Raw genomic sequence first — 18,806 nt, forward strand, 5'->3', positions numbered from 1 at the left:
CGATTCAAGAACTGAAAGCTGCGGAGATCCATGTAGCTGAAAATGTAATGAACCGTAACTTTAATGCAAATTCCCCTAATTCAAAATAGTGTACAGATGTGACAGAACTGAAGTACGGGAATGGGCGCAAAGCCTATTGGAGTGCCATTATTGATGTATATGATAATTCTATTGTCTTATGGGTATTAAACCATTCCAACAACAATAACCTCGTGATGGATACGTTGAAAAGGGCTTACGCGAAGCATCCTGGCGCAAGCTTTATCCTATGAACGGAGAATCCCCTTTATATTGATATATTGGTGGTGAACGACAATCTCTCCAACAAGGCGGGATGTCTGTCTTCTGTCTGCTTATTCGATAAAAGGTCTAACCATTCGACTTAAACTCCATTTGTTCGATAGAATGTTTTTTATAAGACTTAAGTAATTAAGAAAAATTGTCAAAATCTATCGAAATTGATAATCAAAGCGTTCATTCAATATTAACTTCATCTTCCTTCCCCATACCGATCAATCGCCATAGCTGCGGATTTCAGCATGCGCCGTTTAAGATACTCACCCTCGACGATTTTTACGCGCAGGCCAAGAAAACGGATTTTGGACAACAGAAATTCGCTGTCGTCTCTCATGTAGATGACTTTGACGCGATAGATACCCGAGTTTTCTTCAAAGGACACGGATTTATCAAAACAGGAAAAGGCATATAGAATTCGTGACAGCTCAGTATTAAAGGTTGGTATGACTTGAATACATGCACATTCTTTTTGATCCTCTAATAAGCCCGCTATCCTTGCTTTCAAGCCTTCAATCCGTTTGGCGGGGAAGGGGGCTGCTTCGACAGAAACAATGTTTTTTAGTTTGGTGGACATAAGAGAACGCTGCCGGGTACTGTACCATTGCAGATACCACTCCCGCTTATACAAATTATATTCCAGCTTGTGAGGGAACCCGGCTTGGTCAGTTCGTTGCCCTCCATGCTTAATACGGAAAGTAATAAGGATCGCTTGATTCTGCATGATTATACGGCGGAGTGTACGTAGCATTGGATGATAGACCTGCAGCTCTTTGCTTTTGGCTTTCTCCATAATAATTTCCTTCACTTCTGTGGACGGTTCTGTCTCCAATATGGAGTTCAATTTACTTAAGGTGTCTAGTGTAAAAGCTGCTTCTGAGGCCGGGTGCTTTAACATGGTTTTTAGCCAAGAACGTTCCTGGGAGGTCAGCGCTAATGAACCCACTTCGTCGAGGCGGGAATTAATTTGAAAGTTAAATATTTTCTCAAATGGATTCATAATAGCTGTGAATCTCCTTCCACTCCGCGATGAATTGCTTACGCAGCCAAGGGGGTTCTAATACCTCGCAGCTCGAACCAAAGCTTCGTAACCACGGCTTAATTTCATAAATACCATTCACTGTGATCTCATAAAGGAATGTAGAATCGGACTCTTCCGTAATTACTCCCCACTGTCCCTGTGCTTCAACCCGCTCCCGAATGAAATTAACACCTGGACGATTGGGGTTATAAAATCTCGCCACCACTTTAATCGCACGGGTGGTATCTATAACCCAGCTGTTTGTCATCTGCTCTTCCAGATTGCTGAGTTTCTGAGCAAACTCTGCTTCTTCCACAGTGTCGCCCTCTTCAATCTGAGTAAGGCCCTCCATTCGGAATTTCATGATGCCCATACGTGAATTATGTCCGATTAAATACCAGCGCCCATATTGAAGGTCATAGATGACGCGGAGCGGAAGAACGGTTTCTGTGACGCCCCTTGTTTCCCGCTCAAAGAGAGGATTGGTATTCTGAGAGGCGTAGTTTTTTCCCTTTTTAGGGGATAAATATAGAAATTTTATTTTTTTTCGCTGCTGAATCGCTGCAAATATCGTATATAGGTGTGCCTCATCAAGAATACGTGAATGATAATTATATTTGTATCTATGGGTTTCCGTAGCTTCGAGGTTATAACCCCGCATCCGCAGGACCTTTTTTAGGGTGTCGCGCAGCAGGTAACCTTGCACAGACGGAGTCTGCGTGTTGGCGATGACATCAACATAGTCGTAAAGATCCAAGAGCTGATCGTCGGATAATTGATCAATCAGATCGTTAGCAGCCTTGTATCGATAAGGGCGCCCTTCGTTTACACGAAGAATAACGCCAACTTCCTCAAGGTATTTCAGATCTCCACGGATGGTCTTCTCATCGGGCATTGGATAATGGGTTGGCATTTTCTCACTGCAGACATCCTGTAGATCTTTAGCCGTTAGCTCCTGAGTCTGGAGCGCAGTTAATAATAGAGTAAGCCGGATGCTCTCCGTTTCCTTAAGCGACTTCGCCCGGAACAAGAACAGGAGCAGCGGGTCGGCAGATTCATAGTAGTTATAGCGGAGCCACTCAGAGAGTTCTGTTCCTTGTTCTGTAGGCAGGTCTTGTTGTAAGACGGTTACCATGCCCTTCAGGTTGCGCAGCGTTTTGTCATAGGTATGTACAGAAATGCCGAGACGATCGGCGAATTGTTGTCTGCTGTAAGCTCCCCCTGCTAAAGAGAGCATGCGAAGAAATTGAATCTCCTTGTCAAAACTTTCCCGGGCCATTTGTATTCCTCCAGCCTGTAGCGAATCCATTAGAAATAGTAGTACTCATTATATTAAGCACCAGAGTTGAATAAAATGGAAGTGTTTTTGGCCGCCGCCATACTTCCGCCCTTTTCGTTACAGGGAAGATGAGCGAAGATAGATCCATGAAGCCGAAGCAATTCTGATGAGGCGTTCGAATAGTAACAAGGGTAGAGAATAGGGAAGTAACCGATCTGGAGGGGTGAAGATGGATCCTATAAACAAGATTATCCGTGAGCAGCTGGAACAGATTGAACAGGAGGAGCAAGTTACAATATTGTATGCCTGTGAATCAGGCAGCCGGGCGTGGGGATTCCCATCGCAGGACAGTGATTATGATGTGAGGTTTATTTATCTGCATAAACCGGAATGGTACCTATCTATTTTTGATAAGCGGGATGTGATCGAGCGTCCTATTAACAATAGGCTTGATATCAATGGCTGGGATTTGCGGAAAGCACTGAATTTATTTCGGAAGTCTAATCCACCCCTGCTGGAGTGGCTGCAATCACCCATTCAATATGCAGAAAAGTACAGTATAGCAGAGAAGCTTAGAAGCATCTCCCCGTACACCTTTTCGCCGAAGTCTTGTATGTACCATTACTTAAACATGGCAAGAGGCAACTACCGGGATTATCTGCAAGGCGAGCAGGTCAAGATCAAAAAGTACTTTTATGTACTTCGTCCCGTTCTAGCCTGTGAATGGACTCACCGATATGGAGAGATGCCGCCGATGGAGTTCGATATACTGGTAGAGCGGCTTATTCCGAAGGATGAAGAGCTGTGGCAGGTGATTCAGCAATTGCTGGCCCGGAAAAAATCCGGTGAGGAACTAGACTATGAACCGCAGCTAACCGCAATTAACGATTATTTAGAAGAACAGTTCCAAGTGTTGGATAAGGTGGCGGCGTCCTTAAATGCTAAGGAGGACAAAAGAGATCATCAGCTGGATGCTCTATTTCGAGAAGCTTTACAGGAAGTATGGGGACGGGTCTTATAGAAAGATTGATAGGAGGAAGATGGTATGGCTATTGTACAACTGAAATCAACGAATCCAAAATTCACTTTTTTAATTAAAAAGAATCCAGTGACAGGTATGCAGCTTCGTCCGGTTCGTCAGGGATTGGCTTATGGATGGTATTCTGACGATGGAACTTATAACGTTTATTTTAAGGATGCAGATAACGATATATCCTACAAGCAGAACGAAAGTGAGAGCTTTGAGTATTTAAATGTCTCCCGGTTTAATACACCTCTATTTCCGCTTAATGCGGTCAATGAGTTTTTCTCTACACCCTTCAAAGCGCAGGATGAACGCGATGTGGAAGGATATGAGCATTCTTTTTTCATCAATATGGTTCAGGTTGAGCGGATACACTATACTGAATTTTTCCAAAAGCATTTAAAGGGCTATACCTTCTCCTTGCAGCATCAGGCGCATAAGAGCTATTCACTGACAATTACCACACATAAAAGCTTGTATCATCTCTTGCATGTTGTTAGTGTGTTGTCCTTGTTCTTATCCATATTTGGGGAAGAGTACATAGATATTTCGGATGCTATTTTGGATAAATATATCCGCAGCCTTAACGTCATTGATGCACCTTTTTATATAAGAAGTCTATTTGCAAGGAATTTCCTTACCTCTAAGGAACGGTTCAAGCGATATAAAGCCTCCATCGAACAAACGGACCAGTATTCTATTGGGCTGGAGTATGGCGGTACTGCGATGCAGCGGCGTACGTTTATTTCAAGTGTGCTTCCATTCAATAAGTCGATTCTGGACATCGGCTGCGGAGAAGGTTTCTATGCGATACCGTTTGCCGGAAAAATAGAGAGTACCTATTATGCGGTAGATATAGCCGAGGCGTTGCTGGAGGTTGTGAATCGGAAAGTGAAAGCTAAGGACATTGATAACATTGCAACCTTTGGCTCGCTGGACCATTTTCTAGAGTCGTACAACGGGGAGCAGGTTGATGTGATTCTAACAGAAGTTGTAGAGCACATGAGTGAAGGTGAAGCCGCAGAGCTTATTCAGCAAATTGTCGGTAATGTGAATTTCGAACAACTTATTGTGACCACACCGAATGCTGATTTCAATCGTTATTATGAGCTGGAAGGGTTCCGGCATGAAGATCATAAATGGGAAATGGGACAGCAAGCGTTCGGGCAATGGGTTTTGGATACGGTTCAAGGTTTAGCAGTCGAGGTCGAATATTTGATGGTTGGTGACCGGGTTGGCGAGATCCGTACGACGCAATGCGCTATTGTGCGAAGAAAGGAGGAATAGACAGTGGAAATTCAAACGCGTGTACACACCATATTTCTGCTTGTAGGAGCAACGGAATGCGGGAAATCGACTTTTGCTAAAGAAGTTCTGATCCCGCAGTTAAAACTAGAGGATGCCTCCAAAGATTTACGTACGAATGTGCAGTATTTATCCTCGGATAGTATCCGCCAGGAGATATTGGGCTACGACTATGATAAGTATGATCAGGTTATGCTGGAGGCGAGTTCGCATACCTTTCAATTATTATTTGAGAGATTGAAGTTAGTCACTTCTTTTCCGATTAATGCGGAGTTTGTGGTGATGGATACCATTGGGCTATCCGAAGATTATCGTAGTAAAGTCCGTGAGATCGCCGGGCAAAATAATTACAATCTGGAGGTTATTCTGTTTGATTACCGCAAACGGGAGGATTACTACGTCTCGGAGCGCTCGAAGAAGCTGATCTCCAATCATTTAAACCGGCTGAGAAAAGAAGTCCTGCCTGTTCTGTCACGGGAAGGCTACAACAAGATTCATAAGGTGCGTGCTAAAGATTTTATTCTCGAGGACGAAGATATACCTAACCCGGACTACCGGGTGATTATACAGGATTGGGATACTTACGCATCTACGGTACTTCTACAAGCACAAGAGTATATTGTGGTTGGGGATGTTCATGAGTGTGTCGAAGAGCTTCGGGGACTATTACTTAATTACGGCTACCGGGTGCACGAAGGGAAGTTAAGCGCTACAGATAAGCTGAGTAACACCCGAGTTATTCTTGCTGGTGACTGGATTGATAAGGGCAAGCAGACGCGGGAGACGATTGAGTTCTTATTTGATAACCGCGAGCATTTCCTATTTGTTATGGGTAATCACGAGAACTTTGTTTACAAGTACGTAAAGGGTGAGATTCAAGGTACCGATCCCGAACTGCTAAGAACGTACTTTGATTCCACCCAAGTGCTTAAGGAGGATGCTGCGCTTTTTAGTAAATTTTCGGCTTTAGTAGAGCAATCCCAGCCCTTTTACCGCTATATCGGTATGCAAGGTCCTTCTTTTTATGTTACCCATGCTCCTTGCCGTAATAAGTACATTGGTAAGCTGGATACGAATTCACTACGCCATCAGCGTAACTTTCGGCTGGATCGTGAGGTTTCCTTTGAGGAACAGCTTGATTTCCTAAAGCAAGAGGCTGTTAGTAATCACCCCTTTCATCTCTTCGGACATATTGCAGCCAAGCAGACTTTTCGGATCAAAAACAAACTCCACCTCGACACAGGGAGTGCGCAGGGTAATGAACTAACTTCTGTTCGCATGTCGTTTAAACCTTTCTATAAAAGTCAAAAATCGCATGTGACTACGGTGCACGAAGAGCTACCTATCCTGTTCCGGGCTGAGCAAACCGTATCCTTGTTAGAGCTTGATTATGAGTCTGTGCGCAGACTGCAGTATTCCTCGCAGAACCGGGTCAACTTCATCTCCGGGACGATGTCACCTGCGGATAAGGATGTGGCTGCCGGTGAGCTTGAGTCTCTGCGAAAAGGGTTGGATTATTTTGCCGAGCGTCGTATATCTGAAGTCGTCCTGCAGCCTAAATATATGGGATCACGCTGTAGTGTGTACCTTTATCGGGATATAGAGCAGTGTTACGCAATTAGCCGGAACGGCTATAAGGTTCAGGCGGTCGATCTAACGCCCATCTACGAACAGCTGCTTCATAAATTCGGAACCTATATGGCTGAGCAGGGGATTGGTGTGCTTTTACTGGATGGCGAGCTGCTACCTTGGAAAGCGCTTGGGGATGGGTTAATTGAGCGTAAGTTCCAGCCGATTGGCAAGGCGCTGGAGACAGAGCTGGATTTCCTAAGACAATATGGATTTGAGGAGTCACTGGGTAAACTGATACAGGATTTTGAAGTAAGCGGGTTTGAACAAGACCAGCACCATATGTCGAAAGAGGCGCTTAACAATAACTATGGGTCTCATGTTTACCAGACTTTTAAGCATGTGCGTGACATAAGAGAATCGTATGTAGATCTTGACCAGCGTGACGAAGCCTACCGGGTATATAAGCAGCAGCTGGAGCTATATGCGGGTGATGCGGAATTAGCATACAAACCTTTTGCAATCCTGAAGGAAGTGCTGGAGAATGGCGATGAACGGGTACCTGACGGCAAAACCTCCGAACTATACCGGTTCTTAAATGATGATGAATTTCTGATTCTGGACATGAATGAGCCCGATGCTTACATCAGGGCAGAGGCGTATTTCGCAAAGATAACGCTAGAGAAACATATGGAGGGAATTGTAATCAAACCGGAGCAAGAACAGCAGGGGGTAGTCCCATATATGAAGGTCCGCAATCCGGGCTACTTGTCGATCATCTACGGGTACGACTACAAGTTTCCACATAAGTATGCCAAGCTGATGAAGCAGAAGAATATCGCTCCTAAGCTTCGTACGTCCTTAATTGAGCACCGGCTGGGCAGACAAATGCTAGAAGTGAAGCTGGGTGAGATTTCGTCTGCCAACGAGGTCTACAAGCAAATTGCGGCAAACTTGTTATTCGAGGTAACGAAAGAGAAAGCGATCGACCCGAGGTTGTAGAGGATTGTTTTGGGTGAAGAAACTTGGGTTGCCAATTATGAGTTCAGGCTGTCGGGAAGGTCCCGGGAGTCTTTTTTTGTCTGGGGAGAAGCACAACAAGGAAAATATATTTGAAGCGGACTCACCTATAGAGATGTCTTTTTATATGCAGCTTCTGTTATGAATACATGGACATATTAGTACGATTTGATAAGATGTACTTACTTAATGAGTTGATTATAGGAGGAATCTAATGAGTAAATATAAAATCCATAGCGACTTTGAACCCTATGAAAAGAGAGCACTTCCCTTAAATCCATTGTTATTGCCAATTTTAAATAAACTCATAGCGAGAAGTTTGAAAAAATTCAACTCTGCTGAAGGTGTGAAGGTAACGAAAAAAGTTATTTCAGGCTATAAAGACGGAAGCGTTCAGCTGACAATAATTGAACCTGAGGGTATATCCCAAAACGCTCCCTGCCTTATTTACATTCATGGAGGAGCCTTTGTCCTAAAGGCAGCACCTTCCCATATCCATTGGGCCTGTGAGTATGCTTCAAAGACACCTTGCAAAGTAATATTTGTGGATTATAGATTAGCCCCGAAGTACGCTTTCCCATATGGCGTTGAAGATTGCTATGCAGCATTTGAATATGCGAGCGATCATGCGGATGCCTTAGGCATTGATAGGAGTAGAATTGCTATAGGTGGGGATAGTGCAGGTGGGGCGCTTGCTGCTGCAGTGACTCTAATGGCTCGCGATAGGCAGGCGCCTCCTATTTGTTTTCAAATGTTACTCTATCCAGTGACAGATGCAAGACAGACTACGGAATCCATTAAAGAGTTTACAGACACACCTCTGTGGAACTCTAAGCTTAATGAGAAGATGTGGAAGCTATATCTCAAGAATGGAGTAGCAGCTGGCAAGAGAGCATATGCGTCTCCTATGGAAGCAACTTCATTAAAAGGTTTGCCTAATGCTTATGTTGAAATTACGGAGTTTGATTGTTTGCGAGACGAAGGAATTCATTACGCAGAAGCCTTACAAGAATGTGGAGTTCAGGTTGAATTGTATCACACCAAAGGAACCATTCATGGATACGATATAGCGGAAAAAAGCGAAATTGTGCAGCAGAGTGTAGCGAGAAGAATTGAAGCTTTACGAGGAGCTTTTAAGTAGAAAAGGAGAATCAAGCCGTGAGTATCTTTTCGATGATCCGCGTGGTTGATTCTTTTTTGTTTTATATCCACAAAATGTAAAATGTCATATGATAATTTGATGACTGCTGTCACTATTTATCTTAAATTAAAACAATTACAATAAAGGATAGTCCTGAATTTTTAACTTTTATCCTAAAAAGAATTATTCACTCACACTGGAGGTCTCTCTTGAAGGTGAACCCACAACTGTTGCGCGATTTCCCGTTCTTTGAAAAATTGGATGATGAATATTTAGCTGAAATTTCCAAGCTATGTAGTGAGCGTACATATATAAAAGGAGAATCCATCTTTTTTGAAGGGGAAGAGGGAGAGGAGTTCTATCTTATTATCTCTGGAGTTGTTCAAATTTATCAAGATAACCACTCTAGGGATGTAATCCTTTCTATTTTTAGAGAAGGTGATTTCTTTGGAGAGATGGCTTTGCTACAAAATGAAAGAGCACGCTCTGCTTCTGCAAGGACCATCGAGAAATCCACCTTATGTATTCTGAAAAAACGCGATTTCATTCCCTTATTAAAAAGTAATCCGGAAATACTAATCGGCATTTTGGAAACAGCGTTAGATCGTCTGCGTGATGCCAATAAATTAATCACAGACTTAACCGTTATCGATGTGCGTACGCGCATTGCTCGCGTGTTGTTGCGTCTAACGGAACAGCATGGAGTGTCCTCTGATGATGGTGTTCTTATCGATTTGAAACTGACGCATCAACATCTGGCGGATATGACAGGAACGGCACGTGAGACAGTGACGAAATCATTGCTTGGATTGCAGGATGAGCAGTTAATACGGATTGATCAGAGGAAAATACTCGTGTGTAACACAGATAGACTTAGAAATATACTCGACGTCATTTGAGCTTGAATATATGGGAATTGTAATTGGGGTTACAGACTGTAAATCACCCTAAATGATATAACATTATTAACAAAGAACGCGTTCGTTTGGCTTTATGAATCGTGATGACACAATGACCATCCATAAACGAAAAGAGGAAATGGAATGAGTGTGAAAAAATTGGTTTTATCTATGTCCGGTACTTTTGTGCTGGGGATCATTGTAGGAGGGGCTTTGTTATATAACAATTCGGTTTATAACTCCGTTAAAGATGCCCTGAATGGAAATGCCACGCAAAATTCGGTAGGCAGTGTGAATGGAGTGGGTGGTATGACACAGGTTAACATTCAGGACATGGATCTTGAAACAGCAATGATGGCTGTACAATCGAGTCGTGCAAGTATGTTAGACGAGCAGCTGAAAGATCAAATCGCAGCTGTACAAGCCAAGAATGAAACAATCTCACAACTGAATCAATTGCTAGGAGTGATCAATGAAGAGCTGGGGAAGCTTCCTTCAGGTGCTGAGGCCGGCTCTGCTGTAAAGCTGACAGATGACAAGGGGGCCATGTTTACTGCTATGGGTATGGCTATACCGCAAAACAAAGGAGAGCTTGAGAATCTGTTGGGACAAATCAAGTCAAAGATTGATAGTGCAAGTAATAGTCAGCAAATGGATATGCTGCGCCTGCAAAGTTTATCGAATAAACGTAACGAAGCTTTTGATGTAATGACGAATTTTGTTAAAAAAATGCAGGATTCCAGAAGTAGTATTATAGGAAATATGCGGTGATGAGTTAAAAACTATGATACCTAATACTGCAGTTGATTTTCTACGTGATCATCCATTATTGCGAGGCATTCCTGATGATGAGCTACGAAATGTAATTGATGCTATAAAACTTGTGTCTTTAGAGGATGGACAACGACTTCTTATGGAAGCGTCCACCTCTAAGGACTGTTTCATTATATGGCAAGGGAAGGTGCAGGTCACCTCGGTTAACTTAGTTGGGAAGGCACTGCTCTTGGCTGAACTTGGACCGGGAGAATTAGTAGGAGAAATCGGTCTTATTCGGAACCTACAAAGATCGGCTAGTGTTACGGCAATCGGTCAAGTAAGGGCGCTGCGTCTAGACCGTCCATCGTTCGAATATTTGGCGAACCTGAGTCCGTTATTTTATGAAAGTGTGCTTGTGAACATACGAATCCGAATGATTCATAGTATGCTTCGAAAAGCGACCATCTGGTCGGTCATACCTGATGCTGAACTTCGGGGTCTTGCGGAGATTACAATGATCAAGAAAGTGATGAAGGGCGAAGAAATTATCAAGGAAGGTGCAGTAATTGATCAATTTCTCATGATTAGCAGCGGGAGTATCGAGCTTCGCGGCCGAAAGCGGCGCAAGATTATCCTTCGAGATGGGGATTTTTATGGAGAGACAGAGTTACTAACAGACACGGTCTCCTCACATACGTTGATCGCGGTAGAAGATAGTGAAATACTGATTATGGGCAAGTTAGAGTTCTTAACTATACTCGATTATTACGCTCCGGTTCGTCAACAACTCATTAAGGTTCTAAACATACGAACACCCCATCTGATGGACAAAGTTACAATTGCCTTCGGTGAGGAATTTATTGTCGAGGATAATGAATCGCTACCTAAGGCCAAAGACAAGTGGATGGACCAGTTGCTGTGGCTGGGAGGCGGATTTCTTGTCTTATCCCTCTTGGCATTGTTCTTACATAGTCAATGGTGGAAGATCGCCGCCTTAATTGTTGGAGGTGTAGTGGGTCCCGTAGCATTCGTAGCCTTTGTAAGAAGTCAGCAGTTAGTAGGCTTTCGTCAGATGAGGGTTGGTTTAGTTTTTGTGTCTACCGCGATTGTCGCCATCCCTCTGGCTTGGTATTTAGAGCGGATTTGGCTTTTTGAAGTAAAAGCAAATTCCTTTGACTTTTCGCAGCTTTATGTCCCTTTGTCTGTGGCTTTAATAGAAGAAACTGCTAAATTGTTAATCTGTGTGATACTCGTTCGAACGCGAAAAATCCAATTTCTGATGGATGCAGTGGTGTTTGGTGCCGCAGCAGGAATGGGATTTGCAGCAGTGGAAAGTATTATTTATGGATGGGTACATTTAGACGAAGCATCTTCCCTTGGGATGCTCGCGGTCCTATGGATGAGAGCATTATTATCACCCTTCGGCCATGGAACATGGACTGCAATTGCAACTGTGGGGATATGGTATGCAAGCAGCATGCATAAGAACTCGAACTTGGGGAATGGCAAGCCATGGACAAGATGGCGACATGCAATGGAGATGTTCTTAGCAGCAGTGGTGATGCATGCACTTTGGAATTATCGCTTTGAATCGGGTCTGATAAAGGCGGGTGCTATGACTTTAGTCGGGTTCATGGGCCTCTATTTATTGTTCTCACTCCTTCGCAGGGGAAGAAGAGAAGAATTCCACGTATTGAATATGTTAAATCCAACCACGCATGAGGCAATTCTGCATGACGATCAAGTGAAGTCAATGACACAGGAGCTTTACTGTGAAGGCTGCGGGTCAATGTCTCCCCAAGGTACCCGCTACTGTGCACGCTGTAGCCAGGCATTACGGATTAAATAATGGTCAATTCTAACGTAGAGCCAAAAGCTCCATTCCTCGTGGAACGGAGCTTTTCTGTGTGTTCATTTAGAAACAGGTGAAGGATTGGATGGACTGCAGGCTCAAGCCTGTATACATCCAAAACCTTCCGTTCCACTGAAAACCCGCAACCGAGGTGCGTCCTACGAAAACCGGGAAAAACCAGAATTGATTTCTATTTACGAGCCATACGTACGTATTCCGAAACAAACAACCAGCAATTGCTCCCGGGTCGACAGCAAAAGACGAAATGGCAGGTTGTTGAGGGATGAGTTGCGGGGGAGGTGAGCTGGGTGCCGTGAGTCCCGGTTGTCCTGGTGACCCTGGTATTCCTGGTTGTCCTGGTATTCCTGGTTGTCCGGGTTGCCCAGGATGCCCAGGCTGTCCTGGGAATCCTGGGAAACTTGGAGATGGGAAAAATGACATGATCTTGTCACTCCTTAATGAATGGGCTAAAACATTGTATGTAGGAGCGGAGATAAGTGAATGGGCGTATCCGATATTTTATTGATAAATTTAGCGAGGAAGTTCCTCGACGTGGCTCTAACTTACTTAGCTTCTTCACATAGCTCAGTAATTGCTTTGTTTTTGGTTAGCTGTAATAGAAGGTCATAGAATTGCTTTCTTTGCTCTAGCGAGAGATTGTCCAGCATGTTGTCAGCGACTGTATCTTGGAAAGCAAGAACTTGCTCAATAGTGGATTGCGCAAGCTCCGTAAGCTGGATCAGTGTAGCGCGTCGGTCGGTTGGATCAGGAATTCGAACAAGGAGTTTATCCTGCTCAAGCGCATCAATAAAATCGGTAACGGTACGTGCTTTGATCCCTAATTTAACGGCTAACTCATTCATGCGGATACTGCCTGCTTCCGCGACGACTGAGAGCAGACGCAATCTAGGGCCGGAGAGATGATAAGGCGTATTAAGCGCTAATAACTGGGATTGAAACTCTGTTTTAATGTAGTTGGTTGATCTCATTAATATGTGGATGACGTCTATCGCCTTGGGATGATCTGTGTTCATGATGTAGGGCCTCCTTGACTTTATTGTCAATTTTTTATTCTCAATTTCGTGAGATGGGTCAATATGTGGATACTCTTAATGAGTGTGCTCTTTAAATTATACTCTTATAAGGTGTATTCAACTATAGTTCGGTGAAACAGAATGTTTGTAGTTTGGTGAAGCGTGCACCAAGAGGCTCGAAATAAAGGATATACCTTGACACCAGAGAAAATAGTGAGTATCCTCAGTATTATATAATACTGAGGATACTCACTATTTATCTTTTTACTTATAATTCATTCTGAATCAGAAAAGAGGTTTAGATTATGTCAGATACATCCACAGAAAATGCAGATAAGCTGCTAAAAATACTTGTAGTTACCTTAATATTCTCAGTTATGAACGGTACGATGTTCAATGTAGCTCTTCCTGAGATCGGCAAAGAGTTCAATCTTGTTCCTTCTCAGGTTAGTTGGGTGATGACTAGTTATATGGTGGTATACGCGGTAGGTTCCATCGTCATGGGGAAATTAGCAGATAAATATCGGTTGAAGGATTTATTAACGTATGGACTGCTTATCTTCGCTCTCGGTTCATTAATAGGTCTGCTTGCTAGTGAGTTTTGGATTATTATTCTGGGCCGTGTAATTCAAGCTGCCGGTGCTTCCGTTCTTCCTGCAACAGCAATGATCATTCCAATTCGTTATTTTGTTCCCGAGAAGAGGGGGCGGGCACTTGGAACTTCTGCGGTTGGGTTAGCGCTTGGTAATGCTTTGGGACCGGTCGCTGCAGGCCTCATCACCAGCTTTGGAAGCTGGAGGCTTATGTTTGTTCTTTCCTTACTTCCGCTACTGACACTCCCTTTTTTTCAGAAGTATTTAGATAATGTGAAAGGGAAGACAGGAAGTATTGATGTTCTTGGCGGCGGGTTATTAGCTGCAGCAGTCGCAATCCTCTTACTTGCCATCACTCAGATGCAAGTGTGGTTGTTCCTTGGAGGGCTTGTTTTGCTGGCCTTATTCATCATTCGGATTCGGAAAGCTGTGGAGCCTTTTATTAAACCAGTATTGTTCCGTAACAAAACCTATTCGATCGGGTTGCTGCTTGCTTTTACAACGACAGCGATGAGCTTTAGTATGACGTTCATGACCCCACAATTTCTAGCGGCAGTGAATGGCTTGACTCCTTCGACCATTGGTTTTGTGTTAGTGCCAGCAGCAATTGCTTCAGCGATCATGGGACGTAAGGGTGGCAGATTGGCTGATGATCGCGGCAATTTGGCACTTGTGTTCGTGGCTTCGGTATTGTTATTTCTAGCGTTCTCCCTACTATCTACTTTTATTGGGGTATCGGCATATTTTATTGCCATTATTTTAATATTAGGAAACGTAGGTCAGACCTTCATGCAAATCTCAATGTCCAATACGATTTCGCGGACGCTGCCAAAAGAGGAGACCGGAGTTGGCATGGGATTACTCTCCATGATCAATTTCATTTCTGGCGCGATGGCTATGAGCGTGGTTGGGAAAATGCTAGACAAGGGCACTGCCGCTGTGCAGTTCAATCCTCTGAATACTAATGTTACTGCCCATGTGTATAGTAATATTTTTCTCGTTATGTCCCTGGTGACTATTGCTGTAGTTGTGCTGTACCGTTATCAGTTTGGTACGGGTGCTTCCGGGTCGAGGAAGAATAAAAAAGGAATGGAGATTTAAGAGGTTATGCCATCTACGGATCAAAGAAAAACATTATAAAGCTGGATACTGGATGTCACGAAGTAATCAAGCAAATAAAACCATTTTATGGTATGTTTTTTGTGATGGATGTTATAACCTAGGAGCTGCATAAGGATGATAGGGAATAGTACAGACAAAGAACGGACGATATTTGATCATGCTGGAAATACGATCAAGACAGAAGATCGAGAGATTCGAATTATTGCCAAGTATGAGGAGCCACTAGTTGTCTTACTAGGAAATGTGCTTAGCGATGAGGAATGCCATGAGCTAATTGAATATTCTAGGGAACGATTGCAACGTTCAAAAATAGGCGAAGACCATGTGGTCAATCCAATTAGAACGAGCAGTGGTGTGTTCTGTGAGGAGAATGAGACGGTTACTAGAATCGAGAAACGTTTCTCTCAAATTATGAATATTCCTGTCGAGCATGGTGATGGCTTGCAAGTCCTGCTGTATATCCCTGGCCAAGAGTATCTACCCCATTATGATTTCTTCGCAGAAACGAGTCGAGCAAGTAGCAATAATCGAATTAGTACGCTAGTGATGTATTTAAATGATGTGGAGGAAGGCGGAGAAACAGCGTTCCCTATGCTTAATTTATCCGTAAGTCCTAACAAAGGTATGGCGGTCTACTTCGAATATTTTTATGATAATCATGAATTAAATGAGTCTACCCTGCATGCAGGTACACCAGTGATCAAAGGTGAAAAATGGGTGGCAACGATGTGGATGAGAAGGCAAGCCCTTCGTTCCTCTTAAACAACTATATCTTCCAATATGATTCCATATGGATTATCAGCAAAGACACCTAAATAGGTGTCTTTTTTCGAATTTAACGGCAATGTCTATTCCACCAAAATACCATTAATGAACGTCATAGTTTTGTCTTTAAATTCAAGGATAAATGTATTCGAAAAATCCAGATCGCTATGAATCTCCGTCCCCAACATCACCTCTGTTCCAACATTATCAAAGGGGTTATGAAGCAAACCTCTAGGCTTATATCTAGTTTCGGAACCAATCACATTATTATTCTCATCACGGATAAATGTAGTTTTCCCTGAGAACACCAAGTCCTTGCCGTTTTCCAAAGTTAGGTGAACCTCCAGACGAGTTTTTGTCTTCTGATAATCAATGGCCACATCTTTAGTGGATACAGGGAAACCAATAACGAAAAGTCCAACAAGGGCTGTAGCCAGTATGATCACTGTTAAGAGGGAAAAGACGAGCGTCTTTATATTTTTTGTTTTTACCTTTTTAAAATAATTAAGTTTCTTAACCTCCTCTTGATCAACAATAGGCAGACTTAGATTTGCTGTTGCGGTCATTTCATTATAAGATTGAAGGCATTTTTCACAGGATTGCAGATGTTTTTCAATCTCTTCGTTACTATGTAAAGAGGTGAGCTTTTCAATATAGGAGGGTAATAAATCCTGAATGATTTCGCATTTCATGTAGATCTTCCTTTCATCAGTTTTTGTTTTCCACGGTAAAAGGTAACTCTCGCCCAGGTCTCATCTCTTCCAAGAATCTCGCCAATTTCCCGAAAGCTGAATTCCCCAGTCAAACGCAGATACAGTACTTCCTTGGTATTGGGATCAAGTAAATGAAGCTGTTTAAACAATTCCATTTTGTCTTGTGCAAGAATGAATTGAGATTCAGTTGAATTTGCGCTAGAAACAGGAGGATCATCTAGTTCATAAGACTTCCTTTTATGTTGCTTGTCCAGCTCCTGATACCATACATGCTTAGCAATCTGACAAAGCCATACATATACTTTGCAGGTTCCATCATATTTGTGTATGGACTTTACAGCTCTATAAAAAGTTTCTTGGGTGATTTCTTCTGCCAGTAAATGATTATGACAAAAACTAAATACGAATTTATATACTTGGGTTGAATATTCCCTGTATAATTCCTCGTTGTCCTGCATTCGTTCACCTCCTCAGGTTATATATCCGTAAAAAGCTATAAACGTTACAGCCTTTCTAAAAATATTATGAGTATAACGAAATAACGCCTTGGGTGTGTAGTATGATAAAAATCCTTAGAAATGTAAAAAAAGAAGGACTGCTTTTCCTCTATAATTAGATGAGATCTTATTGTAGAAGTTACAAGGAGGCTCATAAATGACAATAAAGGTAACCCGACAATTAAACGAAGGTCCTAAAATTCAAAAAGAACAAGATATTGTCACAAAAATGATTCGTATATATTGTAAGAAAAAACATCACCATAAGGGGCTTTGCAACGAATGTCAGGATCTAAACGATTATGCTCTGAAGAGGTTAGCTTATTGTAAGTTCGGGGAAGTGAAAACGGCTTGTGCTAAATGCCCTATTCATTGTTATAAACCGGAGTATCGTCAAAGAATAAAAGGGGTTATGCGTTTTTCAGGTCCATGGATGTTACTATATCATCCCATTGAGTCAATTAGGCATATTCCATTACCCAATAAGCTGAGAAAATAAGAAAAAAAACGGACATCATTGGATGTCCGTTTTATGATCTAGCATTTTTACGTTCTATTTGCCACTTGGCAGTAGTTTATTCAGTAAGATCGCTGCTAATGAAGCCGCTAGTATAGGTGAGCCCAATAAATATTGCACGAATGAAGGTAAGGAATGCAAGTAGTCGCCAGGAATGAGCACCAAAGCTAACGTGATAATCATCGGTATTGCGATAATGTACATTTCTTTCTCGCCAATCGTTACGTTCTTCATCACCTGCACACCATTAATTGCAATGATCCCGCAGACGATAGCGAAGACGCCGCCGATTACAGCGGATGGAATGGAAGAAATCAGAGCAGCTAATTTACCAGAACAACCGAAGAGGACAAACCATCCTCCAACAGCGAGGAAAACCCGGCGGGAGGCAACACCTGTGATGGAGATAATGCCCGCATTGGTAGAATAGCCTGTAACAGGTGTTGAACCGAGTGCAGAAGCAATAAGACAGCCAATCCCCTCACCGATAACCCCTTTATTAATTTGTTCGTCTGTTAAAGGTTTATTGATTACGTTGCTGACAGCAAACCAGGTACCTGTTGTTTCCGCTAGCAGTACGAGATAAATAATAACCATGGTGATAATAGCCGAAAAGTTGAACGAGAATCCGAAATCTACAAAAGCGATACGCGGCATGCTAAACCAGTTCGCTTTGCTAATCGCTGAGAAATCTAACACACCCATCAAGTTAGCAGAGATACATCCAACTACTAATGCCATCATGACGGAAATAATTCGGAAGATCGATCCTTTATTACGGAACATAGAACCGAGAATCACGAATAAAAGGAGTGTGCCCGCTGAAATAAGGGCTAACAAAACGTTCTGATTGATTGAAGCGCCTGAAGCTCCATAGATATTGTCTCTTATAGCAACAGGTAATAAAGAAAGACCAACTATGAATATGATCGTACCACCTACAATGGGTGGGATAAAGTTCTTAACGATTTTATTAAAGATTCCGACATAGCCCAAAATAATAACTAGAATCGCACCGATTAAGCTGGCACCTAACACGGAACTCCAGCCCAGCTCGCCGCCGCCACTAGCGGCATAAATACTGACGATCGCACCAAGCGGAACATAGGAAGGACCTTGAGCGATAGGAAGCTTCATACAGAAATAAGTCTGCACAATCGTTGCAAGTCCAGCAGCAATAAAGGTAGATTGAATTAACGCGCTTGACTGATTCGGCTGTAAGCCGATTAACATTGCAATCAGGAACGGAACCACATAAACGTCCATGGCCAATACATGTTGAAAGCCTAAGATGATGGATTTACTGAATGAAACTTTTTCATCGGGTAGAACGGTTAATAGTTGTGACTTTAATGGTGCTTGATCTTGTACGTTTGCTTGTGTTTCCACTCAGATGCCCACCTTA

General features: G+C 42.8%; 18 protein-coding genes. 11 read left to right on the forward strand and 7 right to left on the reverse strand.

The window, feature by feature from the left end; genetic code table 11:
- Window positions 1-98: 98 nt before the first annotated feature.
- Complete coding sequence (locus ACN6KS_RS01005; protein ID WP_440961126.1) at window positions 99-272, forward strand: hypothetical protein; 174 nt, start codon at window positions 99-101, stop codon at window positions 270-272.
- 218 nt (window positions 273-490) lie between these two features.
- On the opposite strand, the gene ACN6KS_RS01010 is transcribed toward ACN6KS_RS01005, so the two are convergent.
- Both ACN6KS_RS01010 and ACN6KS_RS01015 read right to left on the reverse strand, forming a co-directional pair.
- Window positions 491-1,294, reverse strand: a complete 804-nt coding sequence (locus ACN6KS_RS01010; protein WP_341133523.1) for a WYL domain-containing protein — start codon at window positions 1,292-1,294, stop codon at window positions 491-493.
- Window positions 1,281-2,594: a helix-turn-helix transcriptional regulator gene (locus ACN6KS_RS01015; RefSeq protein WP_341133524.1), complete on the reverse strand. Its 1,314-nt coding sequence runs from the start codon at window positions 2,592-2,594 to the stop codon at window positions 1,281-1,283. The genes ACN6KS_RS01010 and ACN6KS_RS01015 overlap by 14 nt, the downstream gene beginning before the upstream one ends.
- A gap of 229 nt (window positions 2,595-2,823) precedes the next feature.
- Here ACN6KS_RS01015 and ACN6KS_RS01020 point away from each other — a divergent pair, with 229 nt between their 5' ends.
- The 7 genes from ACN6KS_RS01020 to ACN6KS_RS01050 all read left to right on the forward strand — a co-directional run bounded on the left by ACN6KS_RS01020 (window position 2,824) and on the right by ACN6KS_RS01050 (window position 12,157).
- Window positions 2,824-3,615, forward strand: a complete 792-nt coding sequence (locus ACN6KS_RS01020) for a nucleotidyltransferase domain-containing protein (protein WP_440961127.1) — start codon at window positions 2,824-2,826, stop codon at window positions 3,613-3,615.
- Window positions 3,616-3,639: 24 nt separating this feature from the next.
- Window positions 3,640-4,905, forward strand: coding sequence for a class I SAM-dependent methyltransferase (locus ACN6KS_RS01025; RefSeq protein WP_440961128.1), 1,266 nt, complete (start codon window positions 3,640-3,642; stop codon window positions 4,903-4,905).
- A gap of 3 nt (window positions 4,906-4,908) precedes the next feature.
- A complete protein-coding gene (locus tag ACN6KS_RS01030) occupies window positions 4,909-7,494 on the forward strand; it encodes a metallophosphoesterase (RefSeq protein WP_440961129.1) in 2,586 nt (861 codons plus the stop codon).
- Window positions 7,495-7,726: 232 nt separating this feature from the next.
- Entirely contained in the window at window positions 7,727-8,653 is a 927-nt protein-coding gene (locus ACN6KS_RS01035) for an alpha/beta hydrolase (protein WP_440961130.1), read from the forward strand.
- A gap of 215 nt (window positions 8,654-8,868) precedes the next feature.
- Window positions 8,869-9,552: a Crp/Fnr family transcriptional regulator gene (locus ACN6KS_RS01040; RefSeq protein ID WP_440961131.1), complete on the forward strand. Its 684-nt coding sequence runs from the start codon at window positions 8,869-8,871 to the stop codon at window positions 9,550-9,552.
- A gap of 144 nt (window positions 9,553-9,696) precedes the next feature.
- A complete protein-coding gene (locus ACN6KS_RS01045) occupies window positions 9,697-10,323 on the forward strand; it encodes a hypothetical protein (RefSeq protein ID WP_094874544.1) in 627 nt (208 codons plus the stop codon).
- Window positions 10,324-10,336: 13 nt separating this feature from the next.
- On the forward strand, window positions 10,337-12,157 hold the full coding sequence (locus ACN6KS_RS01050; RefSeq protein ID WP_094874545.1) for a PrsW family glutamic-type intramembrane protease: 1,821 nt from the start codon (window positions 10,337-10,339) through the stop codon (window positions 12,155-12,157).
- Between the two features lie 66 nt (window positions 12,158-12,223).
- On the opposite strand, the gene ACN6KS_RS01055 is transcribed toward ACN6KS_RS01050, so the two are convergent.
- Together ACN6KS_RS01055 and ACN6KS_RS01060 are read right to left on the reverse strand one after the other, a co-directional pair.
- Window positions 12,224-12,601, reverse strand: coding sequence for a collagen-like triple helix repeat-containing protein (locus ACN6KS_RS01055; RefSeq protein WP_440961132.1), 378 nt, complete (start codon window positions 12,599-12,601; stop codon window positions 12,224-12,226).
- Window positions 12,602-12,723: 122 nt separating this feature from the next.
- Window positions 12,724-13,194, reverse strand: coding sequence for a MarR family winged helix-turn-helix transcriptional regulator (locus ACN6KS_RS01060; protein WP_094874547.1), 471 nt, complete (start codon window positions 13,192-13,194; stop codon window positions 12,724-12,726).
- Window positions 13,195-13,499: 305 nt separating this feature from the next.
- Here ACN6KS_RS01060 and ACN6KS_RS01065 point away from each other — a divergent pair, with 305 nt between their 5' ends.
- Window positions 13,500-14,888 carry an MFS transporter gene (locus ACN6KS_RS01065; RefSeq protein WP_440961133.1) on the forward strand — a complete coding sequence of 463 codons (1,389 nt, stop codon included), beginning with the start codon at window positions 13,500-13,502 and terminating at the stop codon, window positions 14,886-14,888.
- Between the two features lie 135 nt (window positions 14,889-15,023).
- On the forward strand, window positions 15,024-15,671 hold the full coding sequence (locus ACN6KS_RS01070) for a 2OG-Fe(II) oxygenase (RefSeq protein WP_094877762.1): 648 nt from the start codon (window positions 15,024-15,026) through the stop codon (window positions 15,669-15,671).
- An 86-nt stretch (window positions 15,672-15,757) separates the two neighbouring features.
- On the opposite strand, the gene ACN6KS_RS01075 is transcribed toward ACN6KS_RS01070, so the two are convergent.
- Together ACN6KS_RS01075 and ACN6KS_RS01080 are read right to left on the reverse strand one after the other, a co-directional pair.
- Complete coding sequence (locus ACN6KS_RS01075; protein WP_094874446.1) at window positions 15,758-16,366, reverse strand: zf-HC2 domain-containing protein; 609 nt, start codon at window positions 16,364-16,366, stop codon at window positions 15,758-15,760.
- A complete protein-coding gene (locus ACN6KS_RS01080) occupies window positions 16,363-16,845 on the reverse strand; it encodes an RNA polymerase sigma factor (protein ID WP_094874445.1) in 483 nt (160 codons plus the stop codon). The genes ACN6KS_RS01075 and ACN6KS_RS01080 overlap by 4 nt, the downstream gene beginning before the upstream one ends.
- Before the next feature lie 196 nt (window positions 16,846-17,041).
- On the opposite strand from ACN6KS_RS01080, the gene ACN6KS_RS01085 reads away from it, so the two are divergent.
- Window positions 17,042-17,383: a nitrous oxide-stimulated promoter family protein gene (locus ACN6KS_RS01085; RefSeq protein WP_094874444.1), complete on the forward strand. Its 342-nt coding sequence runs from the start codon at window positions 17,042-17,044 to the stop codon at window positions 17,381-17,383.
- Window positions 17,384-17,437: 54 nt separating this feature from the next.
- Here the strand turns inward: ACN6KS_RS01085 and ACN6KS_RS01090 are convergent, their stop codons facing one another.
- On the reverse strand, window positions 17,438-18,790 hold the full coding sequence (locus tag ACN6KS_RS01090; protein ID WP_440961134.1) for a uracil-xanthine permease family protein: 1,353 nt from the start codon (window positions 18,788-18,790) through the stop codon (window positions 17,438-17,440).
- Between the last annotated feature and the right edge of the window lie 16 nt (window positions 18,791-18,806).

The sequence above is a fragment of the Paenibacillus nitricinens genome, from assembly GCF_052056485.1.
In the GTDB taxonomy this organism is placed as follows: Bacteria; Bacillota; Bacilli; order Paenibacillales; family Paenibacillaceae; genus Paenibacillus_AQ; species Paenibacillus_AQ nitricinens.

What these genes read in the sequence shown, in the direction of transcription:
- ACN6KS_RS01010 (WP_341133523.1), bottom strand. Translation starts at nt 1,294, where the DNA reads ATGAATCCATTTGAGAAAATATTTAACTTTCAAATTAATTCCCGCCTC.
- ACN6KS_RS01015 (WP_341133524.1), bottom strand. Translation starts at nt 2,594, where the DNA reads ATGGCCCGGGAAAGTTTTGACAAGGAGATTCAATTTCTTCGCATGCTC.
- ACN6KS_RS01020 (WP_440961127.1), top strand. Translation starts at nt 2,824, where the DNA reads ATGGATCCTATAAACAAGATTATCCGTGAGCAGCTGGAACAGATTGAA.
- ACN6KS_RS01025 (WP_440961128.1), top strand. Translation starts at nt 3,640, where the DNA reads ATGGCTATTGTACAACTGAAATCAACGAATCCAAAATTCACTTTTTTA.
- ACN6KS_RS01035 (WP_440961130.1), top strand. Translation starts at nt 7,727, where the DNA reads ATGAGTAAATATAAAATCCATAGCGACTTTGAACCCTATGAAAAGAGA.
- ACN6KS_RS01045 (WP_094874544.1), top strand. Translation starts at nt 9,697, where the DNA reads ATGAGTGTGAAAAAATTGGTTTTATCTATGTCCGGTACTTTTGTGCTG.
- ACN6KS_RS01050 (WP_094874545.1), top strand. Translation starts at nt 10,337, where the DNA reads ATGATACCTAATACTGCAGTTGATTTTCTACGTGATCATCCATTATTG.
- ACN6KS_RS01055 (WP_440961132.1), bottom strand. Translation starts at nt 12,601, where the DNA reads ATGTCATTTTTCCCATCTCCAAGTTTCCCAGGATTCCCAGGACAGCCT.
- ACN6KS_RS01060 (WP_094874547.1), bottom strand. Translation starts at nt 13,194, where the DNA reads ATGAACACAGATCATCCCAAGGCGATAGACGTCATCCACATATTAATG.
- ACN6KS_RS01065 (WP_440961133.1), top strand. Translation starts at nt 13,500, where the DNA reads ATGTCAGATACATCCACAGAAAATGCAGATAAGCTGCTAAAAATACTT.
- ACN6KS_RS01070 (WP_094877762.1), top strand. Translation starts at nt 15,024, where the DNA reads ATGATAGGGAATAGTACAGACAAAGAACGGACGATATTTGATCATGCT.
- ACN6KS_RS01075 (WP_094874446.1), bottom strand. Translation starts at nt 16,366, where the DNA reads ATGAAATGCGAAATCATTCAGGATTTATTACCCTCCTATATTGAAAAG.
- ACN6KS_RS01080 (WP_094874445.1), bottom strand. Translation starts at nt 16,845, where the DNA reads ATGCAGGACAACGAGGAATTATACAGGGAATATTCAACCCAAGTATAT.
- ACN6KS_RS01085 (WP_094874444.1), top strand. Translation starts at nt 17,042, where the DNA reads ATGACAATAAAGGTAACCCGACAATTAAACGAAGGTCCTAAAATTCAA.